Genomic DNA, 18,260 nt, shown 5'->3' with positions numbered 1-18,260 from the left:
GAGCCGTTCGAACTCATCATCGGGACGCTAACCGTTACGCCAGCAATGTGCCGTCACGCCGGTAGAAACGATCCCTTGAACTAAGTGTAATGTATGGAATGCATTTCATAGCAAGCGTTTTTTTCTATGAAAAGCACTGTGCTACAATAAGGCTAATAAAGGCGAGGAGGCGGACGGCTATGGCAAACATTAAAGAAATTGCCCGCATGGCAGGCGTTTCGGTTACGACGGTTTCCCGCGTGCTGAACCGCCACCCGTACGTTAGCGAGGATAAACGAGCGGCCGTTCTGGAGGCGGTGCGGAAGCTGGACTATGTGCAAAATTTGAACGCCGTGCATTTGATCAAAGGCAAGACGTCGATGATCGCGGTCGTGCTCCCTTATGTGGATAATCCGTACTTGAGCTCGCCGGTGGAAGGCATCTTGAGCGAAGCGAACCGGCGCGGGTACCGGGTCGTCCTCTGCCAGACGAACTACCGCCCCGAGGAAGAACTCAACGTGCTCGAAATGCTCAGAATGAAGCAGGTCGACGGCGTCATTATTACGTCGCGGACGAACGCGTGGAATGTGATCAAGCCTTATTTGGCTTACGGTCCGATCGTCGTTTGCGAGGACGCAGGAGACGAGCCGCTGTCCTGCGCCTATATCGACCACTATCGCAGCTTTGAAACGGGCCTGCGCTATTTGACGGCTCGGGGACACCGGCACATCGCCTGCTGCATCGGCAGGCGCAACAGCAATACGAGCCTGGCGCGGGAACGCGCCGTCCGCGAAGCGCTCGCTGCCGTGAGGGAGCCGCTGCGGCCGGAGTGGATGTTCTACGACGCGCTATCGATGGAAGCGGGCATGGAGGTCGTGCATCGGCTGTCCGGCATGAACCCGCGCCCGACGGCGGTGCTGGCGGGCACGCATCAGACCGCGGCGGGGCTTGTCACCGAAGCGCGCAAGCTCGGGCTTCGCGTACCGGACGATTTGGCGGTGATCGGCTTCGATAACCATACGCTTGGACAACTGCTCGACATTACGGCGGTGGAGCAGTCGAACAAGGATGTGGGCCGCGCCGCTTTTCAAATGCTGCACCGCTATATTGCGGAAGACCGGTATGATCCGGAGAAGCAGGAGCTGCCGGTCCGGCTGGTGGAGCGGTTGACGGTTTGAAGCGCGGGGGAAGCTGGACAAGCACAGGAATACCCGCTATACTAATACCTAGAATTACGATACATAGATTTGCGATGCATAAATTCGAATGCAGCATAAGCTAGGAAAGGAGGCGCTTTGCTATGAAGCTAAGCAAGGAACTGCTGAAAGGAAGCACCGGCACGATGATTCTTACGCTGCTCGGGCGGCGCAATATGTACGGGTACGAGCTGATCAAGGAGCTGGAGAAGAGCTCGGGCGGGATATTTTCGCTGAAGGAAGGGACGCTGTATCCGATTCTGCACGGCATGGAGGCGGAACGCTGGGTCGAGGCGTATTGGGAAGAGGCGCAAGGACGGCAGCGCAAATATTACCGCATCACCGAGGCCGGCAAGCGGCATCTCCAGGAGAAAACGGCGGAGTGGAAGCAGTTCCGCGACGCGGTCGATCTCGTCTTGGGGGAGGGAAGAGCATGATCCGCGAGCACGAGGACGTGCGGAATTATTTGAGCAGCGTTTGCTCGCAGATTCGGGTGAGGGAGCTGCATAAGGATATCCGGCGCGAGCTGGAAAGCCACTTGGAGGAGCTGGTAATCGAGAAAGAAGCGGAAGGCGCGAGCCGGGAGGAAGCCGTCGCCTGGGCGATCCGGCAGATGGGCGACCCGTTAACGGTCGGCCGGGAGCTGCATCGCATTCACAAGCCGCGGATGCATTGGGGCTTGCTGCTCGGCTTGATCGCCTTTCTGGGGCTGGGGGTCTTTGCGATGTACAGCATCGAGTCCAGCTATGCGGCGATGCGTTCCAACGCCCTCGACGGAGTTGGTTTCGCAATCCGTAAAATGTTTTTCATCGCGCTAGGACTGCCGGTTTTATTGCTGTTTTATTTTATGGATTACCGGAAGCTGAAGGCTTGGTCGCTCTTTATGTATGGGTTGCCGGCGTTGGTATGGTTTGTACTACGCTGTTCGGGCAGATGGTGAATGGGGCGAGAAGTTATATTGCGTTTGGAAGTTTCGCGGTGGATTGGACGGTTATCAGCTCCTATTTATTTATGGCTGCGGCGGCTGGCCTGCTCCTCGATTGGCGGGGGCAGAAGCGTAATTTTTGGCTGAAATCGATGTTTGCTTTTGTTCTCGTACCGGTCATGCTCTATATTATGGTGCCTTCGTTACCGACGATTCTGTTTTATCTGGTAAGCTACGGGATATTATGCAGCGTCGTTACCCGTAAATGGTGGCTTACGCTACTACAAACGGGAGGAACACTGCTTCTTCTGGGTGGAGCGTTCTTGATCCGGTATTACTTGAGTCAGCGAGTGTTAGCCTTTCTTAATCCCGATAGAGATCCTTCGGGCGCGGGGTATATGTACATCCAGATGAGAGAGGCTCTGAACAGCGCCGGCTGGTGGGGCCACGGATTCGGGGCCGTCAATCCGAAGCTGCCGTATGTTCATAGTGAACTGATTTTTACTTATCTTGTCTACAGCTTCGGTTGGGGCGTCGGTATCGCGGTTGCAGGCGCTGCCGTTTATTTCGTAACTCGGCTGTTTCATTCGATGGGGCAAGTCCGCGAAACGTATGGCAAACTGCTGATCGTGGCCGCAACTTCCCTCATCGTGGCACAATTCGGCTACTGCATCGGTATGTCGCTAGGCCTGCTGCCGATTACCTCGGTTGTCCTTCCGTTCGTCAGCTATGGCGGCACCCATATAATAGTCGAGATGGCGATTATCGGCCTCGTTCTCGGCATTTACCGGCGTAAGGACATGATACGCCTCAGCAGAACCTCCTGACGGCAAAATAGACGCCAGTCGCACCCGGCACAGCGGGATGCTGGCGTCTTTTTGCATGTCTAAGCGGCTACATCCCGCCTGCCGAAGATGAAGAACGACAGCGCCATAAACAGCACAAAATAAGCGAGCAGCATCGTAACCGAGAAGCTGAGGGTCATCCCTTCGATCAGCGGCTTCCCTTTCAGATATTGCGTCAGATCGAGGTGGGCGAACAGCACATACTTGACCCAAGGGTATTCGCGCAGCCCGTGTACGATGCTCGTTCCGACAAAGAGCAGGGCAATGGACCCGCCGATGGCGAAGGAGCTCGACCGGAACACGGTGGAGATCATGAATCCGAACGTCGCCATCATGACGAGGGAAACGCTGTTCAGCGCATACGTTTGAAGCAGAGAAGCGACCATGCTTTGTTCGACGATCATGCCGTCTCTTACGTCGAGAAGGGGCTGATGAAGCGCGCCGAGTCCGTAGAAGCCGATGCCGAGAAGCCAGCTTACGGCAAAAACCGAAACCAGCAGAAACAAGGCGAATCCGAGGGAGGCGATATATTTGCTCAGCAGCACCTTCCACCGTTTGGCCGGCCGGATCAGGATGAGCTTGATCGTACCTCCCGAAAACTCCCCGGCGACGTTGTCTGCCGCTACGACGATCGTAAAGATCGTGATCAGCGTGATCAGGCTTGTTCCCAGCGTGACAGGAGTCCACATGCTGCGTTCATTGATAGGGATGCCATGCTCGAGCGCATACCGGTCGCGGAGAATGCTTTCCTGAAGACGCTGCTTCTGTCCGTCGCCCAACCGCGCGTCGCTCATCATCTGCTCCGTCTGCTGAATATTTTCCGCGAGCCGGGTTTTCCAGTCCCGCTGATCGAGCGGCTTATCCATAAATTGGACGGTGGACAGGAGCGTCATAAATACGATCAAGCTCGCAGCCATCAGCCAGGTTCGCCATCGACGGAAAATTTTCATCGATTCGTTCTGCACCAAAGGCATCAGCCTAAGCATGCCGCTCCCCTCCCGTCAACGCCAAAAATTGTTCTTCCAACGTCCGGCCTGAGCTTCGGACGCCGAACACCTCAATGCCGGCCTGCACCAGCGTGCGTACGACGGCGGGAATCGCCCGTTTATCGAGCTTGCCCTCGATAGCCGACTCGGCCCCTTCGCCGGATTCCGGATCGGCTTGCCTAAAGCCCGCCTCCGGCCAAGAAGAAGCGAGCAGCAACTGCGCGCTTGCCGGTTCGTTCACTTCGAATACGACGCGGCGTACGGCGTGTACGGTATCGGCAGCCAGCTCGCGTACCGGACGAACGGCGATCAGCTCGCCTTGGCGGATGATGGCGACCCGGTCGCACATCAGCTCCATCTCGGACAGCAGGTGGCTGGAAACGATAATCGCCAGCCCTTCCGTCCGGGCCAGCCGCCGCAAATAATCGCGCAGCTCCCGGATTCCTGCCGGGTCCAGACCGTTGGTTGGCTCGTCGAGGATCAGCACCTTCGGACGGTGCAGCAGCGCTTGAGCGACGCCCAGCCTTTGGCGCATCCCGAGAGAGTAGGTACGCACCTTATCGCGAATCCGCTCCTTCAAGCCGACCAGTTCGGCGACCTCGTCGATTCTGGCCTTCGTCACGCCTTCGTGCATCCTCGCAAAGTGCAGTAAATTGTGGTAACCGGACAAATACTTGTACATCTCCGGATTTTCGACAATCGCCCCGACACGCTTCATGGCGTCTTCAAACTGCCGCTTGATGCTAATCCCGTCGATCAGCACTTCCCCGCCGGACATTCCGATGAGACCGACGATCATGCGGATCGTCGTCGTTTTCCCTGCGCCGTTCGGACCGAGAAGGCCGAATATTTCTCCGGACCGCACCTCCAGATCGAGCCGGTTGACGATCGTTTTTCCCCGGATCGTCTTCGTAAGCCTGCGAATCTGGACCACGGGCGTCTGGTCCCTCAAGGCCCCGGAATCTGCTTGCTCCGTCGGATGCTTTTTTTCCACAGCATGCTCTGCCTGCCAGTTCAATCCTTATCCCCTCCGTACGATATCCTGCATTCGAAGCTCAGTATAGCCGGGACATCTTAATAACTAGCGGAGGAAATTCTTAACAACATCTTAAATTCAGGGGAGATGCAACGACGAAAAAAAGGACCGCCCGGTCCTTTTCAAGTTATATCAACGGTTTAATGTGTAATGTATCGGAATCAGAGCGGCTGCACATGCTGGTAGGTCACAATCAGAGCGAACGTGAGCAGCAGACTTACGAGCGCATACTTCAGTTGCTTCAGTGTGAAATTCATGAGCTTCCCTCCCTTTCCTAGCCTGTGAGATTCATTGTAACGCAGGACAATAGGGCTTGGTGTTAAGATTTTGTAACGACGCGTCTAGCGGTCCCTTAGCCGTCAGGCCGTAGATAGTTGTCATTACCCGTCCGATTGTCTGCCTGAATCATAGCGGCAAGGTGAATAGTTAAGTAATTTAATTATCAGCGATTCATCAGCCGATTGCAATTGAAGTAATTGGAAGAAAAGGAGACGATAGCTTTATAGACGATAGAGAAGGAGAGAGGGAGCATGGGCTCGAGAATCATGCACTACTGCATATCCAGTCTGGTTGCACAAAAGCTTTCCATCGAAAACCGCAGCGATTTTTTGCTCGGCGGAATTGCGCCGGACGGTCTTCATGAAATGAACCATTCCAAAGAGGTTACCCACTTTGTCGAAAGAGAGTCAATGGGGGGACGCCGCATTAATTATTGGAGGTTTATGGAAAAATATAAAGAACGGATACGCCAGCCTTTTTATAGCGGCTATTTATGTCATTTGCTTTCGGATGATTTGTGGTCAGAGGATACGTATTTTCAAAAGGTTCGGTCGTTGTCGGCGGAGGAACGGAGCGAAGCGCGGAACATGAGCTACAGAGACTTCTGGAGACTCAACGGTGTCATTATTGCGCGATACGGGCTGCAACGGAGCCCGCACCCGATTCCCGAAGTGGCCATGGACGAAATCAGTGCGAAGTCCGTTGCGTCATTGCTCGACGATTTGGACAAAGATTTCCATTTCGACGAAATGACGGCGTGCGAGCCGCTGGAGTTTCTGCGGCGCGACGAGGTTTTTGATTATATCGGAGTATCGGTCAACCGATGTATGGCGTTCCTGCTGGAGCACGTGATGAAGCCCGAAATTGGCGCACTTCGGTCGGCCGCTAGCCCGAATCCCGCGGCAGACTGTTCCGGCTGCGGAAAGCCGTCGGACTGATCCCGTAAAAAGCGGCAAACTGCTTGGAAAAATAATGGATCGAATCGTAGCCAAGATTGTCCGAGATGGACGTGACCGACTGCCGGCTTTCCAGCAGCAAATTAGCCGCCTTTTTCATCTTCATTCGCAGCAGATACTCCTTCGGGGTCATGCCGGTCTCCTGCTTGAACAGCTTGTAGAAGTACGATTTTTTCAGCCGGCATTTGCGGCACCAGTCCTCGAACGAATACCGGCGCTCCGGATGGCGCTCCATTTCCTCCATAATTTGCAGGATGCGGTAATCGTTCGGCGCAGCGCTCTTGATGCTGTTGTACCAGCGCAGCAGAAACGCGCGCATCAGCGCCCCCGTAATCGATTCCGCATAATAAGGAGCGTCCTCCGATCTGGCGATTTGCACGAACAATTCAATCAGATGCGGATAGGGGCTCAGCGACGTTTTGGTCGGAAATTCGTCCAGTCCGGGACAAGGCTCCTGCCGGGTCAGCATCGACCGGTCGGGCGGATCGGGATAAAAGGCGAAGCGCGGCTCCGGAATCGGGTGCCGCTCCCACAAATCGCAATAAATGTTATAGGAATCGAGCGGAAAGCCGGGCTTATGATGAAACGAATGCACCTGTCCCGGGCGGATGAACATCAAGGTGCCTTTTTCCACGGAATACGTGACATTATCCACAACGATATCTCCCCGGCCGTCCAAAAACAGGTGATAGGCGAACGTATAGCCGACTCTTGTTCCTTCATGCTCGCCGCCGTTATACGTGTAGGGAGCCGCCGAACGCACATGCGGAGCGATTTCTGCCAAATCCTTCATCTCGGGTTCCTCCGGGCGCCAGGTTTTCGCGAATAGCGGAATTTTGTGCAAATCGATGGAAGGCCTTTCAAATACTTTCCCAACGTCCTAATGATACAATAACCCCGACAAAAGAAAAAGCGCAGGAGGCCGGAAGGCGATGGAGGAGCGGAAACGGACAGGCGGAAGTCTGACACAAGAGCAGCTGGACCGCAGCGAGAAGGAAGGGTATCTGTGCTGCCCGACTTGCTCCCCGCGGAGGAGATGGCTGCCGCCCGGGGGGGCCTTGGCGGCAAAGGCGTCCATGATTTCGGATGAATTGTAAGCGAGCGGACATGACCCGGGATAAACCGGAGGACCGTCCGTTTCCGAAGCGTCTCGCCGAGCTGTTCCGCGGGCTCACCGATCAAGATTTTTTTGCGCTTTAGACGCAGCTGGCGGTATCCAAAAAGGGTAGGCACCCTACTGGACTGGCTGCTGGAGAAGACGGAGCACGCCGTTTGGACAATCCGATAAATCAAGCTGCACAGCGGCTTACACACCTAACCCAAGAAAGCGAGGTCGCCATACGATGCGATTCCGGCAAGTACACTTAGATTTCCACACCTCTGAAATGATCCCGCATATCGGGCGGAAGTTTTCCAAGCCGCAGTTTCAGGAAATGCTCAAGCGGGGGCACGTCGACTCGATTACCGTCTTCGCAAAATGCCACCATGGGTGGGCGTATTTTCCATCCGAAACGAACGAGATTCACCCGCATCTGGACTTCGACCTGCTCGGCGCGCAGATTGAAGCGGCGCACGAAATCGGCGTGAAGACTCCGGTCTACTTGTCGGTCGGCTTCGACGAGAAGCTGGCGCGTGTCCATCCCGAATGGCTGATGCGGGACGAGAACGACCAGACGAACTGGGTCAAAGGGTTCATGACGCCGGGATATCATCAATTTTGCTTGAATTCGCCTTATCTTGATCTGATGGTCCGCCAGGTGGAGGAGGTCGTGCGCAAGTACGATGCCGACGGCATTTTTCTCGATATCGTCGGCGTCCGCACCTGCTACTGTCATACGTGCGTGGCCATGCTGCGCGGGGAAGGAAAAGACCCCCGCGAGAAGCGGCACGTCGTCGAGCAGGGCGAGCGGATTTACGCGAATTATACGCGACGGATTCGCGAAGCGATCTATGCGATTAAGCCGCAGATGCCGATTTTCCATAACGCGGGGCATATCTCGCAGGGGCGCCGGGACTTGGCGGCGATGAACACGCACCTGGAGCTGGAATCGCTGCCGACCGGCGGCTGGGGCTACGATCATTTTCCGCTGTCGGCCCGCTACGTGCAGCCGCTTGGCATGGATTTCCTCGGCATGACCGGCAAATTCCACACGTTCTGGGGCGAGTTCGGCGGCTACAAGCATCCGAATGCGCTGCGCTACGAAACGGCGCTCAGCTTGGCGAACGGGGCGCGCTGCTCCATCGGCGACCAGCTGCATCCCGAGGGGCTGATGGACCCGGCCACCTACGAGCTGATCGGCAAGGCGTACGCCGAGGTCGAGCGGAAGGAAGCGTGGTGCGCGGATACGAAGGCCATCGCGGATATCGGACTGCTGTCCGTCGAATCGGTCGGCGTGGACAAAATGGGCGGCGCCATGTTCACGGGCAATTCCGATGCCGGGGCGGTACGAATGCTGCTGGAAGGCAAGCTTTTGTTCGACGTGATCGATCCGGATGCCGATTTCGAACAATACAAAGTCATTATCCTGCCTGATTACGTGCTGATCTCGGACGGGCTGCGCGTGAAACTGGAGACGTTTCTCCGGCAGGGCGGGAAGCTGCTCGCTTCGGGCAAATCCGGGCTGGACGCGGAGGAGCGCGATTTCGCCATCGATTTCGGCGTGCGGCGGGTCGGCGACAATCCGTTCAAGCCGGATTATTTTCGCCCGAAGTTTCCGCTGCGGAGCCTTGGCGAAGCGTCGTTCGTCATGTACGCCGCGGGGCAGAAGATCGCTTTGGATGGCGGAGCCGAGCTGGGGCGGCGCGAAGATCCTTATTTTAACCGGGAAGTCTTCACGTTCTCGTCGCACCAGCATACGCCCAGCTCGATGAACGACGGCGGCCCGGGAATGGTGGAAGGCGCCAGCGGCATTTACATCGCTTGGAACGTCTTCGAGGACTACGCGACGAAGGGCAGCCTGTTCCTGAAGGAAACCGTGCTCTACGCGCTGGACCGGCTGCTGCCGGACAAGACGCTGACAACGAGCCTGCCCGCCCAAGGGGTCGTCACGCTGCAGGAGCAGCCGGGCGAGCGTCGTCTCGTGAATCATCTGCTGTACGCGGTGCCGGTCAAGCGTGGGGACGGTGTCGAGATCATCGAGGACATCGTACCGCTCTATAACGTCGACGTGAAGCTGCGGTTGCCGGGACGACAAGTTAAAGGCGTGTACTTAGCCCCGCAAGGCACGCCGCTCGACTACAGACCGGTCGCCGAAGGCATCGAATACACGCTGCCTGAGCTCGAATGCCACCAGATGGTCGTCATCGATCTGCAAAATTAAGACAACTGCAAGGTTTTACCAATTCGGAGGTGTTCCAATGCACCTCCGTTTTGTCCTATAATGAAACTCTGATAGCGCTTACTGCGGGAGAGGTGACGGGGCTTGCTGACAGCTATGAAAAACCGCGTATCGGACTATTATTACTCGCTTTCCGTTAATAAAAAGATCACCCTCTCGTTTATGACCGCCCTATCCTTGCTGCTGATTCTGCTGTCCGTCTTTACGTACCGCGTCTCGTCCGCGATTCTGATCGACAAGGCGGTGGAGAACACGGAGCAAAATTTGCGGCTGGTCTCGGAGAAGCTGGAGATCATCCTCGACAATTCGGAAAATTACTCCAAAATCGCGATTACGAACAACAGCGTGCAGCGCTACCTGAGCGCCCCGCCCACCTCGGACCCGCTGGAAAATTACAACCGTTCGGTCGAGGTTTCGAACGCTCTCGCCGATATCGTCGATTCCAAGACGTTCGTGGACGCTATGCTCATTTACGACCGCAACGGCCACCTGTACGATTCCGGCGGGCTCAAGAACGTCCGGAATGTCAACGATGAATATGTCCGGGCATTCACAGGCTCCGCTTACGGTCCCGTATGGAAGGATACGGCCAAAAGCAACTACGAGAAGGAAGGGACAGCGCAGCCTGTCGTATCGCTCCTTCAGAAATTCAACACCGCCAAGGACGGGAGTCCCTTGGGAGTGATCCAACTATCCATCGCCGAGCGGTACATTGCCGATCAATACGCCCATATCAATATCGGGCACAGCGGTCAAATTTTTATCGTCAACAAGCAAGGCACGGTCGCTTCGCACAGCGACAAGAGCCGGCTCTATGCTTCCATCGGGCAGGAGCCTTATTATTCCTGGGTGATCGGGCATGAGGGCGGCCGGACGTTCAGCTTGAACGGCGAGGACCATCTGGTCGTTGCCCGCACCTATCCGCGCTTGAACTGGATTATTGTCGGAATCGTGCCGATTAAGGAGATTACCCGCGATAATCAGATTTTGATGGAAAAAACCTTTTATTTAAGCCTCATTTTCGTCGTTTCGGCCATCCTCTTGACGATTCTGATCGCCAGATCGATTACGAGGCCGTTGAATCAAATCAAAAAAACGGTCAAAAGCGTACAGGAGGGCAACCTCGACGTCTGGCTCGAACTGAAGGAGCGCGACGAGATCGGCGCCCTGGCCAGAGAGTTCAACAAAATGGTCGTCCGCACCAAAACGCTGATGGATAACATGGTGGAAGAGCAGAAGAAGAAAAAAGAGTACGAGCTCGCCGTCATGCAGTCCCAAATCAACCCGCACTTTTTGTACAACACGCTGGAGAGCATCTGCGCGCTTGCCGATTTGAAGCGGAATGCGGATATCGTCAATATTGTAAACCAGCTGGCGCTGTTTTACCGGGGCGTGCTCAGCAAGGGCAGCCACATCATCTCCATGGAAGACGAAATCATCATTACGCAAACGTATTTGGAAATTTTGAAGGTGCGCTTCGGCGACCGGATCGATGTCCGGTTCGAGATCGACGATAACGTCTACAAGTACTCGACGATCAAGCTGCTGCTGCAGCCGATTGTGGAAAATTCGATCCATCACGGGCTTCGAAACAAGCGGGGAAGAGGGCTGATCCGCATCCAAGCGCATGTCTTGGACGGCAGGGTGCGGATCGAGGTGAGCGATAACGGCGCAGGCATTGCGCCGCAGCGGCTGCGGCAAATTTTGAAGCCGGACCCTGGGCATTATCGGACGAAAAGCTTCGGGCTGAAGAGCACCGACGAGCGTATCAAGCTTTATTTCGGCCATGAATACGGGCTGGAGATCGACAGCGTGCCCGAGGAGGGAACGACCGTCCGCATTACGCTGCCGGCGATCGAGAACGGGGGGATACCGCATGATTCAAGCGATGATCGTCGATGACGAATATTTGATCCGGGAACGGCTGAAGGTCGGTGTCGACTGGCAGGAGCTCGGCTTCGAGATCGCCGGAGAGGCCGAGAACGGGGAGGAGGCGCTGCTGCTGCTCGAGCATGCGCCGATCCGGCTGGCGATCGTCGATATTAACATGCCGATCGTGGACGGCCTGGCGTTCGCGAAGGCGGCGCAGCATCGGTTTCCCGAGCTTCGCATCATTATCCTCACCGGCTACGGGAGCTTCGACTATGCAAGAACGGCTTTGCAGGCAGGCGTGTCCGATTATTTGCTCAAGCCGGTCAACATGGAGGAGCTGATGCAGGTGTTAACCGCGATGTCGGCGAAAATTCGGGAGGACATGGCGCGCCATTCGCAGCAGGAGGATTTCAGGCAGAGCGTTCGCGAAAGCAACACAATTTTGCGACGGACGTTCATCCAGGGCCTGCTGGACGGCACCGGACCCGTCGGATCCGGGCAAAGCCCGGACAAATGGCGGCAGTTTTGTCCGAATCTGCGGGACGAGGCGCTGCTTGTTATGGTGTTCTCGATTGACAAATCCCCGGGAGACGGAAAAGAACATCCGCCTTGGAAGCGGTTCGCCGTATTCAATATCGTCGGCGAGCTGTTCGGCGGCCTTCGGGCGTGCGAGCTTACGCTGGATGACGACGATCGAACGGTGCTGCTGGTGCATCCGAATGCTGGGCATATCCGGGAGAAGGAGTGGCTGGAGCGGCGGGGCACCGAAGCCGTTGAAGCGGTGCGCCGGTTCTTGAAATTTACCGTGACGGCCGGTATCGGCAATGTCGCGCAAGGTCCCGGCGGCCTTCCGCAGTCGTATAAGGAGGCGGTGCTGGCGTGCAAGCATCGCACCGTTCTCGGGGGCGACCGGGTCATCCCGTTCGACCGTTTGCCGAAGCCTGCGCTGAAAGCGGACCTGTCCTTTATCCGGGAGACGCTGATGGTCCAGCTGAGGCTGGGCAACAAGGCGGCGGTGGAGCAGGAGCTGCGGCAATGGCTGGAAGGGATCGTGCGGCAGAAGCTGTCTTTGGATATGCTGTACATGACCGTCTACGAGCTCGTTGCGACGCTGAACCTGTACGCCGCCGAGAGCAAGCTGGATATGACATTTTATGGGGGCGATACGTTCAATCCGGTGCGGCTGGTCGACGAGCTGGAGCGGATGGAGGAGATCGCGGACTGGGCGGCGGCGCTGTTCGGCCGGGTGCTGGAGCAGACGCACAGCTTGAAGCAGTCGACGCCGGCCAAGCTCGTGGATAAGGCCAAGCAGTTTATCGACGGGCAATATGCCGACCCGGACCTCGATTTGAACGCGATTGCCAAAAGCATTTTTGTTCATCCCAGCTATTTGAGCCGCATTTTCAAGAATGAGACGGGTTATTCCGTCGTGGAGTACATGACGAGGCGGCGGTTGAACAAGGCCAAGGAAATGATGGAGAACGGGTGTAAAAATTTGCTGTTCGTCTCCGAATCCGTCGGCTACAAAGATCCCCATTACTTCAGCAAATGCTTTAAAAAGCATTTCAGCGTCCCGCCATCCCGGTTTACCGGGAACGATACCCGCGAATGACTTTTTCGAGGACGGCCCCGTTACGCCGCTTTGCGAACGGGTGCGGTCTTTTTTTTGGCACGGAATGTTCACGGAATGTTAAAAATATTCCCGGTGGCGTAAAGATATTGCATTCATGCGGCGGGCGGCGGCCCTTATAATGACACTATGTCGAACAGACAAACAGAGAGCACACAAACGGGGAGGTTGCTTAACACATGAAAAAAAGAGCGCTTACACTAGGGCTGGCATCGCTGTTCGCCGCTTCAAGCCTGCTGGCAGGCTGCGGTTCGAATGACGCCGCGCAAGGCAATACCGGTTCCAAGGGCGACGGCAAAGCCGGCGAAAAAGTCAGCATCCGCATCTTGACGCGTATCTCCGGTACCGATCCGAAGTCCGTGGCCTTCCAGAACCTGCTCAAGCAATTTATGGAGAAAAATCCGGATATTACGGTAGTCGACGAATCGTTGAACGACGAGGCCGCCTTCAACAACAAGTTCAAGACGGCCGTCGCGACAGGCAGCGTACCGGAAATTTGGATGAACTACGGCGGGGTGGCCTTCAAAGACTACGCGAAAAATATCGCGATGGATCTCGATCCCGTCCTGAAAGAAGACAAAGCGTGGGCCGACGCGTTCCTGCCGCTGTTCGACACGTGGAGATACAAAGACCTGCCTGGAACGTACGGCGTGCCGAACGAGTTCTACAGTGTCGCGATCTACTATAACAAAGAGCTGTTCCAAAAAATCGGCGCAGAGCCGCCGAAAACGATCGAGGAATTCGAGGCGGTCGCCGACAAATTCAAAGCGATCGACATCGTGCCGATGGCGATGGCTGACAAGGACAACTTCCGCGGAGGCCATCTGCTGACGAATCTGGCGCTGAAAAAATACGGCTTCCAGAAAACGGAAGACCTGATGAGCGGCAAAGCGAAATGGAACGATCCCGATATGGTTTCCTTGCTGCAAACGATGAAAAACTGGCAGGATAAAGGCATCTTCGGCAAAAACATGGTCACGACCGACGGCAACGCGATTACGAGCATGTTCCTTGGCGGCAAGAGCGCCATGATGTTCGAAGGCGTTTGGGCGATTTCCTCCATCGCAGCCTCTCCGATCGCCGACAAAATCGGGGTTATCCCGTTCCCGGGCTACAAAGACAAGCCGGAATTCAAGGACAACTGGTTCGGCGGAGCAGGCGGCTATTCCGTCTCGAAGGAAGTCACAGGCGCGAAAAAAGACGCGACGATCAAGCTGCTGAAGTTCCTGACCTCCGTCGATGCGTTCAAGTATTTCCTCAAGGAAACGAAGGGCGGCGTCTATCCGGTCAAAATGGATTCGGGCTCGGCTCCGGTCGATCCGGTTACCGCAGAGTACGTCAAGGCGCAAAGCACCGCGAAAGACTTCAAAGGCGAGATCGAGGAATACAGCCCGATCATGCAGCTGCAGGACAAGGTGCGCAACGAAATCCAAGGCATGTTCGCCGGCAACCCTCCGCAAAAAACGGCGGATACGATTCAAAGCTTTGTCGATTCGAATAAGAAGTGATTAGGAAAACCAGCTTCGCAGTTGTAAATTCTCCGTCATAGACCGGTGGGGTGTATCCCTCCAGCCGCTGCCCTCCCCCGGAAAGTGAAGGGAGACCTTCGAAGCTTATTCCGATTACTTTCCGGGGACCCCAATTTCCCGCGAAAGGTTGAATAAATGTAGAGGTGTTTTCGCGGGATTCAAAGGCGGACGTTGCACTCTTCCGGGATATACCCCACCTACTATTTATTGGAGAACTGCCGAACTACAAAATCTAGTTTTCCTTGCGGAAAAGTAAAGTAATGTGAGGAAGCCAGCTTTCCTAAGGAAAGCTTGAGACTATTTCAGTGAAGATTATAGTTTTCCCTTCAGGAAAACATAGGCTTGTCAAGGTTTATACAAACCAAGATGTATGCAGGGTGGAGTATCCACTGGAGGAGCGATAGCGTTCGCCTTTGTCCACGGGAAATATCCGCTAAAAGCGGATTTTAATAAAAATTTCCTGTGGACAACAGCGACCGGAAGTGGATACTCCACCTTCATCAATCTACAGTTTTTGCAAAAAGCTTCGCAAAGCTTCCTTGCGGAAAACTTGGAGGAGGGGAACAACATGGTCGGCCGAAAGCCTTATGTTATCGCAGCCGTATTTTTGCTGCCGGCGCTCTTGTTATATACGCTGGCATTTATCGTGCCGATCTTTCAGACGGCTTATATGTCCTTTTTTAGCTGGAACGGCATCAAAAACGTCGCCTTGGAATACGTCGGGCTCCAAAACTACACCGCCATGTTTCAGAAGCCTGAATTTTACCGTTCGCTCAAAAATATCGGCGTGTTTATTCTCGCCTCGTTCGTGCTCATTTTGCCGGTCGCTTTTGCGCTGGCGCATATCGTCACCAGCAAGATGAAGGGAAGACGGTTTTTCAAGATTGCCTTCTTTATGCCATCCGTGCTTCCGCTCACGGCTGTCGGCTTGATGTGGCAGTTTTTGCTCAAAGGGGAGGGCGGCCTCGTCAACATGGTGCTCTCGGCGATCGGCGCAAGCTCGCTGACCCACGATTGGCTCGGCGAACCGGCCATTGCCATCTACGTCGTTGTGGTGGTCAACGCCTGGATTTACTGCGGGCTGAACATGATCATTTTCGCCAGCGGCATGGTAGCGATTCCGGAGCAATTGTACGAGGCGGCGGCTATGGACGGAGCGGTCGGCTTCAAACGGCTCTGGTACATTACCGTGCCGATGATGAAGGAGACGCTGAAAATTTTCTCGATTCTTGCCGTGACGCAGTCGCTTCGCGTGTTCGGGCAAATTTTCGTCATGACCGGCGGAGGACCGAACGGCGCTACGGATGTGCCTACCACGCTGCTTTATTACGAGTCCTTTAAATACAACAACTTCGGGATGGGCAACGCCATCGGCACCTTCATTATCGTAGCGGCACTCTTATCCACGGTCGTGCTCAACAAGCTGATGAACACGAAGACGATGAAATAAAGGCAGGTGAAAAGGAACATGACGCTTCGCTCGTATAAGCTTCCAGCATATTTGTTTTCATTGGTTTGCGCTGTTGTTTTTATGTATCCGTTGTTTTTTTCGGTGATTTCTTCGCTCAAGGACAACTTGGAAATATACAATAACGTTTTTTCGCTCCCCGAGGTATGGCGCTGGAGCAACTACAAGCTCGCTTTTGTCACCGCACACATTGATAAAGCCGTATGGAATTCCTTCCTTTATGCGATCGCAGGCACGCTTCTGACCTTGGTCCTGGGAACCATGGCGTCGTTTATCCTGACCCGGATCTCGCTGAGGTGGAACGGCGCTTTATATATTTATTTCATCATGGGGCTGATGATCCCCGTCTATTCCCTCGTTATTCCGATTTCCCGAATGATCGGCTCGTTCAACGGCTTTAACAACTATTTCGTCATGATCGTGCTGTACGCGACATTTCAACTGCCGCTTACGATTTTTTTGATTACCGGATTTATGAAAGGAATCAACAAGGAAATCGACGAATCGGCGGTCATGGACGGCTGCGGTCCGGCGACGCTGCTGTTCCGGATTTTGACCCCCCTGTCTATGCCGGCCATCTCGACGGCGGGAATCTTGGCTTTCTTCGATATTTACAACGATTTGATCTGGAACGTCATTATGGTCAATGACCGGAGCATGTTCAACATTTCGATGGCGCTCATGTCCTTCGTGGGGGAACGGGGCAGCTCGCAGATGGGCCCGACGTTCGCAGGCATCATTCTCACGATCATTCCGACCATTGTCATCTATTTGCTGTTTCAGGAAAAAGTGGAGTCCGGCCTGAGCGCGGGAGCCGTGAAGGAGTAAGGGAAACACATGTAGGCCGGCCTTCTCTGGAAGGGGCTCCGGCATGATCGGCTGAAAGCCCGGCGGAGGGGCTTTCAGCCGATTTGTATTTTTAAATTCCCTTATTGTACATTTGAAAAATTTCGCAGCAGCGCGTTTTGCCCCTTGAGTTGAACCGGCATCAACCGCTTTTCTCCCGTTTCCGGGTTCAAAATCCATCTTTTCGCATCCTTGAAGGTCCCCGATTTCGGCGCGGAAATAAAAGAAATCTCGTTGCGGTCCAACGCAATCAGATTCACGTTATTGTGATGCTCGGCGGTCGGCGGGAAAATCGTTTTAACCTTCTCGCTCGCAAGGTCCATATATTCAATTGCGCCGCCTTCCCCGTTGGCTCCGGTGTAGCTGATAAAAGCAATATGGCTGCCGTCCGAAGTCCAGATAGCCTTCCCGATGGCCGAACGGTCGGAAGGGGAATAGATCATTTTATTTTTACCGCTCGTGAGGTCATAGACCCACAGGCTTGAGGCCAGCCATAGCGGAACATTTTCTCCTTTGGCATAATTGCGGTTCAACGTGGCGCTGTACACGATCCGATTGCCGTCGGGGGAAAGGACCGGCGCGGCAAACTCGACCATCAAATACCCTCCGGCGTCATCGAGCGGAACCGGCTTCCCTCCGTACGTTGTCACGAGTTGGTCCAATTCGTCTTGAGTCATGTAATATTTCATCCGTTCTTCCCCGTTCTCTTCTTCCGCTTGCTTGACCAGCCAAATTCCGCCTTTAACCAAGGTTTGGATATTTCCGCTGCTCGTATCCAACACGCCGATCTCCTGGTCGACATGAGCGGATTGGTCGCTTTTCACAAATAGGATCCTCCGGCTATCGGGGAACCATGAGATCGTCTTGATTTCATTCATCGCGGGAAGGTTGTCGAAAAATACGTTTTGCTCGGAGCTTGCCAGCGATTGAACAACCAGATACCTGACCGTCTGCTGTTCATTCCATTGGGTATAGGCGGCTTTAGTGCCGTCCGAACTGATCGCCCCGAAATTGTCCGGCGTCACGTTCGGCAGCTTTAAGATCGTTTTGCTCTCTGCCGGTTCCGGATGATAAGCGACAAGCTGGCTTCCCGTTCCGTCGGCCGTAATGCCCGCAAGCCAGCCTTTATAGTTTTGACCCCCGTCCTGACTTTGGTTGCTTGCGATCAACAGGTGCACGATCCACGAAAGACCGACAATGAGGATTAAAATGAACGCGATAATATGGAACCGGTTTACCGTTTGCTTAGACCCCATAATTCCACCTCAGCCTGAAAATAATCGTAAACATTCGGAAAAAAAGGTGCTCCTGTTCCATCATTCCTCAAGAAAGGAGCACCGGTAATGCTGCAATCGGCCGCGAACGGCGGCCCGTC

Annotated in this window: 16 protein-coding genes; 12 read left to right on the top strand and 4 right to left on the bottom strand. The window is 54.8% G+C overall.

Going from position 1 to position 18,260, the window contains the following annotated elements; genetic code table 11:
- The first annotated feature begins 179 nt into the window (after nucleotides 1-179).
- The 4 genes from PEH01S_RS23465 to PEH01S_RS23450 all read left to right on the top strand — a co-directional run bounded on the left by PEH01S_RS23465 (nucleotide 180) and on the right by PEH01S_RS23450 (nucleotide 2,927).
- Complete coding sequence (locus tag PEH01S_RS23465) at nucleotides 180-1,157, top strand: LacI family DNA-binding transcriptional regulator (protein WP_127488369.1); 978 nt, start codon at nucleotides 180-182, stop codon at nucleotides 1,155-1,157.
- Nucleotides 1,158-1,279: 122 nt separating this feature from the next.
- Nucleotides 1,280-1,612, top strand: a complete 333-nt coding sequence (locus tag PEH01S_RS23460) for a PadR family transcriptional regulator (protein WP_127488367.1) — start codon at nucleotides 1,280-1,282, stop codon at nucleotides 1,610-1,612.
- Nucleotides 1,609-2,115 (top strand): permease prefix domain 1-containing protein, encoded by a 507-nt coding sequence (locus tag PEH01S_RS23455; protein ID WP_127488365.1) that lies wholly within the window; start codon nucleotides 1,609-1,611, stop codon nucleotides 2,113-2,115. Before PEH01S_RS23460 ends, PEH01S_RS23455 begins: the two co-directional genes overlap by 4 nt.
- The gene (locus tag PEH01S_RS23450; RefSeq protein ID WP_246063052.1) at nucleotides 2,082-2,927 is read left to right on the top strand and encodes an FtsW/RodA/SpoVE family cell cycle protein; all 846 of its coding nucleotides are present in this window, start codon (nucleotides 2,082-2,084) and stop codon (nucleotides 2,925-2,927) included. Before PEH01S_RS23455 ends, PEH01S_RS23450 begins: the two co-directional genes overlap by 34 nt.
- Before the next feature lie 59 nt (nucleotides 2,928-2,986).
- Here PEH01S_RS23450 and PEH01S_RS23445 read toward each other — a convergent pair whose 3' ends face one another.
- On the bottom strand, nucleotides 2,987-3,931 hold the full coding sequence (locus tag PEH01S_RS23445) for an ABC transporter permease (protein WP_025849444.1): 945 nt from the start codon (nucleotides 3,929-3,931) through the stop codon (nucleotides 2,987-2,989).
- A complete protein-coding gene (locus PEH01S_RS23440) occupies nucleotides 3,924-4,883 on the bottom strand; it encodes an ABC transporter ATP-binding protein (RefSeq protein WP_407669475.1) in 960 nt (319 codons plus the stop codon). The genes PEH01S_RS23445 and PEH01S_RS23440 overlap by 8 nt, the downstream gene beginning before the upstream one ends.
- 614 nt (nucleotides 4,884-5,497) lie before the next feature.
- Here PEH01S_RS23440 and PEH01S_RS23435 point away from each other — a divergent pair.
- Entirely contained in the window at nucleotides 5,498-6,184 is a 687-nt protein-coding gene (locus PEH01S_RS23435; protein ID WP_127488359.1) for a zinc dependent phospholipase C family protein, read from the top strand.
- Here the strand turns inward: PEH01S_RS23435 and PEH01S_RS23430 are convergent.
- On the bottom strand, nucleotides 6,132-6,995 hold the full coding sequence (locus PEH01S_RS23430; RefSeq protein ID WP_127488357.1) for a helix-turn-helix domain-containing protein: 864 nt from the start codon (nucleotides 6,993-6,995) through the stop codon (nucleotides 6,132-6,134). The genes PEH01S_RS23435 and PEH01S_RS23430 overlap by 53 nt on opposite strands.
- A 139-nt stretch (nucleotides 6,996-7,134) precedes the next feature.
- Here PEH01S_RS23430 and PEH01S_RS34735 point away from each other — a divergent pair, with 139 nt between their 5' ends.
- The 7 genes from PEH01S_RS34735 (at nucleotide 7,135) to PEH01S_RS23400 (ending at nucleotide 16,867) form a co-directional block, all read left to right on the top strand.
- A complete protein-coding gene (locus PEH01S_RS34735; protein WP_164828003.1) occupies nucleotides 7,135-7,299 on the top strand; it encodes a hypothetical protein in 165 nt (54 codons plus the stop codon).
- A 246-nt stretch (nucleotides 7,300-7,545) separates the two neighbouring features.
- Nucleotides 7,546-9,522, top strand: a complete 1,977-nt coding sequence (locus tag PEH01S_RS23425) for an alpha-amylase family protein (protein ID WP_127488355.1) — start codon at nucleotides 7,546-7,548, stop codon at nucleotides 9,520-9,522.
- A 102-nt stretch (nucleotides 9,523-9,624) separates the two neighbouring features.
- Nucleotides 9,625-11,442, top strand: a complete 1,818-nt coding sequence (locus PEH01S_RS23420) for a sensor histidine kinase (RefSeq protein ID WP_246063048.1) — start codon at nucleotides 9,625-9,627, stop codon at nucleotides 11,440-11,442.
- Nucleotides 11,417-13,024, top strand: coding sequence for a response regulator (locus tag PEH01S_RS23415; RefSeq protein ID WP_164828001.1), 1,608 nt, complete (start codon nucleotides 11,417-11,419; stop codon nucleotides 13,022-13,024). The genes PEH01S_RS23420 and PEH01S_RS23415 overlap by 26 nt, the downstream gene beginning before the upstream one ends.
- 197 nt (nucleotides 13,025-13,221) lie before the next feature.
- The gene (locus tag PEH01S_RS23410) at nucleotides 13,222-14,550 is read left to right on the top strand and encodes an ABC transporter substrate-binding protein (protein ID WP_025849451.1); all 1,329 of its coding nucleotides are present in this window, start codon (nucleotides 13,222-13,224) and stop codon (nucleotides 14,548-14,550) included.
- A gap of 589 nt (nucleotides 14,551-15,139) precedes the next feature.
- On the top strand, nucleotides 15,140-16,021 hold the full coding sequence (locus tag PEH01S_RS23405; RefSeq protein ID WP_025849452.1) for a carbohydrate ABC transporter permease: 882 nt from the start codon (nucleotides 15,140-15,142) through the stop codon (nucleotides 16,019-16,021).
- Nucleotides 16,022-16,039: 18 nt separating this feature from the next.
- The gene (locus PEH01S_RS23400) at nucleotides 16,040-16,867 is read left to right on the top strand and encodes a carbohydrate ABC transporter permease (protein ID WP_127488351.1); all 828 of its coding nucleotides are present in this window, start codon (nucleotides 16,040-16,042) and stop codon (nucleotides 16,865-16,867) included.
- Nucleotides 16,868-16,968: 101 nt separating this feature from the next.
- On the opposite strand, the gene PEH01S_RS23395 is transcribed toward PEH01S_RS23400, so the two are convergent.
- On the bottom strand, nucleotides 16,969-18,141 hold the full coding sequence (locus PEH01S_RS23395) for a TolB family protein (RefSeq protein ID WP_127488349.1): 1,173 nt from the start codon (nucleotides 18,139-18,141) through the stop codon (nucleotides 16,969-16,971).
- Between the last annotated feature and the right edge of the window lie 119 nt (nucleotides 18,142-18,260).

The sequence above is a fragment of the Paenibacillus ehimensis NBRC 15659 genome, from assembly GCF_004000785.1.
Lineage (GTDB): Bacteria > Bacillota > Bacilli > Paenibacillales > NBRC-103111 > Paenibacillus_G > Paenibacillus_G ehimensis.
This window is presented reverse-complemented; position numbering and strand designations above follow the sequence as displayed.

Coding starts and splice junctions, on each gene's coding strand:
- PEH01S_RS23465 (WP_127488369.1), top strand. CDS start 180: ATGGCAAACATTAAAGAAATTGCCCGCATGGCAGGCGTTTCGGTTACG.
- PEH01S_RS23460 (WP_127488367.1), top strand. CDS start 1,280: ATGAAGCTAAGCAAGGAACTGCTGAAAGGAAGCACCGGCACGATGATT.
- PEH01S_RS23455 (WP_127488365.1), top strand. CDS start 1,609: ATGATCCGCGAGCACGAGGACGTGCGGAATTATTTGAGCAGCGTTTGC.
- PEH01S_RS23450 (WP_246063052.1), top strand. CDS start 2,082: ATGGTTTGTACTACGCTGTTCGGGCAGATGGTGAATGGGGCGAGAAGT.
- PEH01S_RS23445 (WP_025849444.1), bottom strand. CDS start 3,931: ATGCTTAGGCTGATGCCTTTGGTGCAGAACGAATCGATGAAAATTTTC.
- PEH01S_RS23435 (WP_127488359.1), top strand. CDS start 5,498: ATGGGCTCGAGAATCATGCACTACTGCATATCCAGTCTGGTTGCACAA.
- PEH01S_RS23430 (WP_127488357.1), bottom strand. CDS start 6,995: ATGAAGGATTTGGCAGAAATCGCTCCGCATGTGCGTTCGGCGGCTCCC.
- PEH01S_RS34735 (WP_164828003.1), top strand. CDS start 7,135: ATGGAGGAGCGGAAACGGACAGGCGGAAGTCTGACACAAGAGCAGCTG.
- PEH01S_RS23425 (WP_127488355.1), top strand. CDS start 7,546: ATGCGATTCCGGCAAGTACACTTAGATTTCCACACCTCTGAAATGATC.
- PEH01S_RS23415 (WP_164828001.1), top strand. CDS start 11,417: ATGATTCAAGCGATGATCGTCGATGACGAATATTTGATCCGGGAACGG.
- PEH01S_RS23410 (WP_025849451.1), top strand. CDS start 13,222: ATGAAAAAAAGAGCGCTTACACTAGGGCTGGCATCGCTGTTCGCCGCT.
- PEH01S_RS23405 (WP_025849452.1), top strand. CDS start 15,140: ATGGTCGGCCGAAAGCCTTATGTTATCGCAGCCGTATTTTTGCTGCCG.
- PEH01S_RS23400 (WP_127488351.1), top strand. CDS start 16,040: ATGACGCTTCGCTCGTATAAGCTTCCAGCATATTTGTTTTCATTGGTT.
- PEH01S_RS23395 (WP_127488349.1), bottom strand. CDS start 18,141: ATGGGGTCTAAGCAAACGGTAAACCGGTTCCATATTATCGCGTTCATT.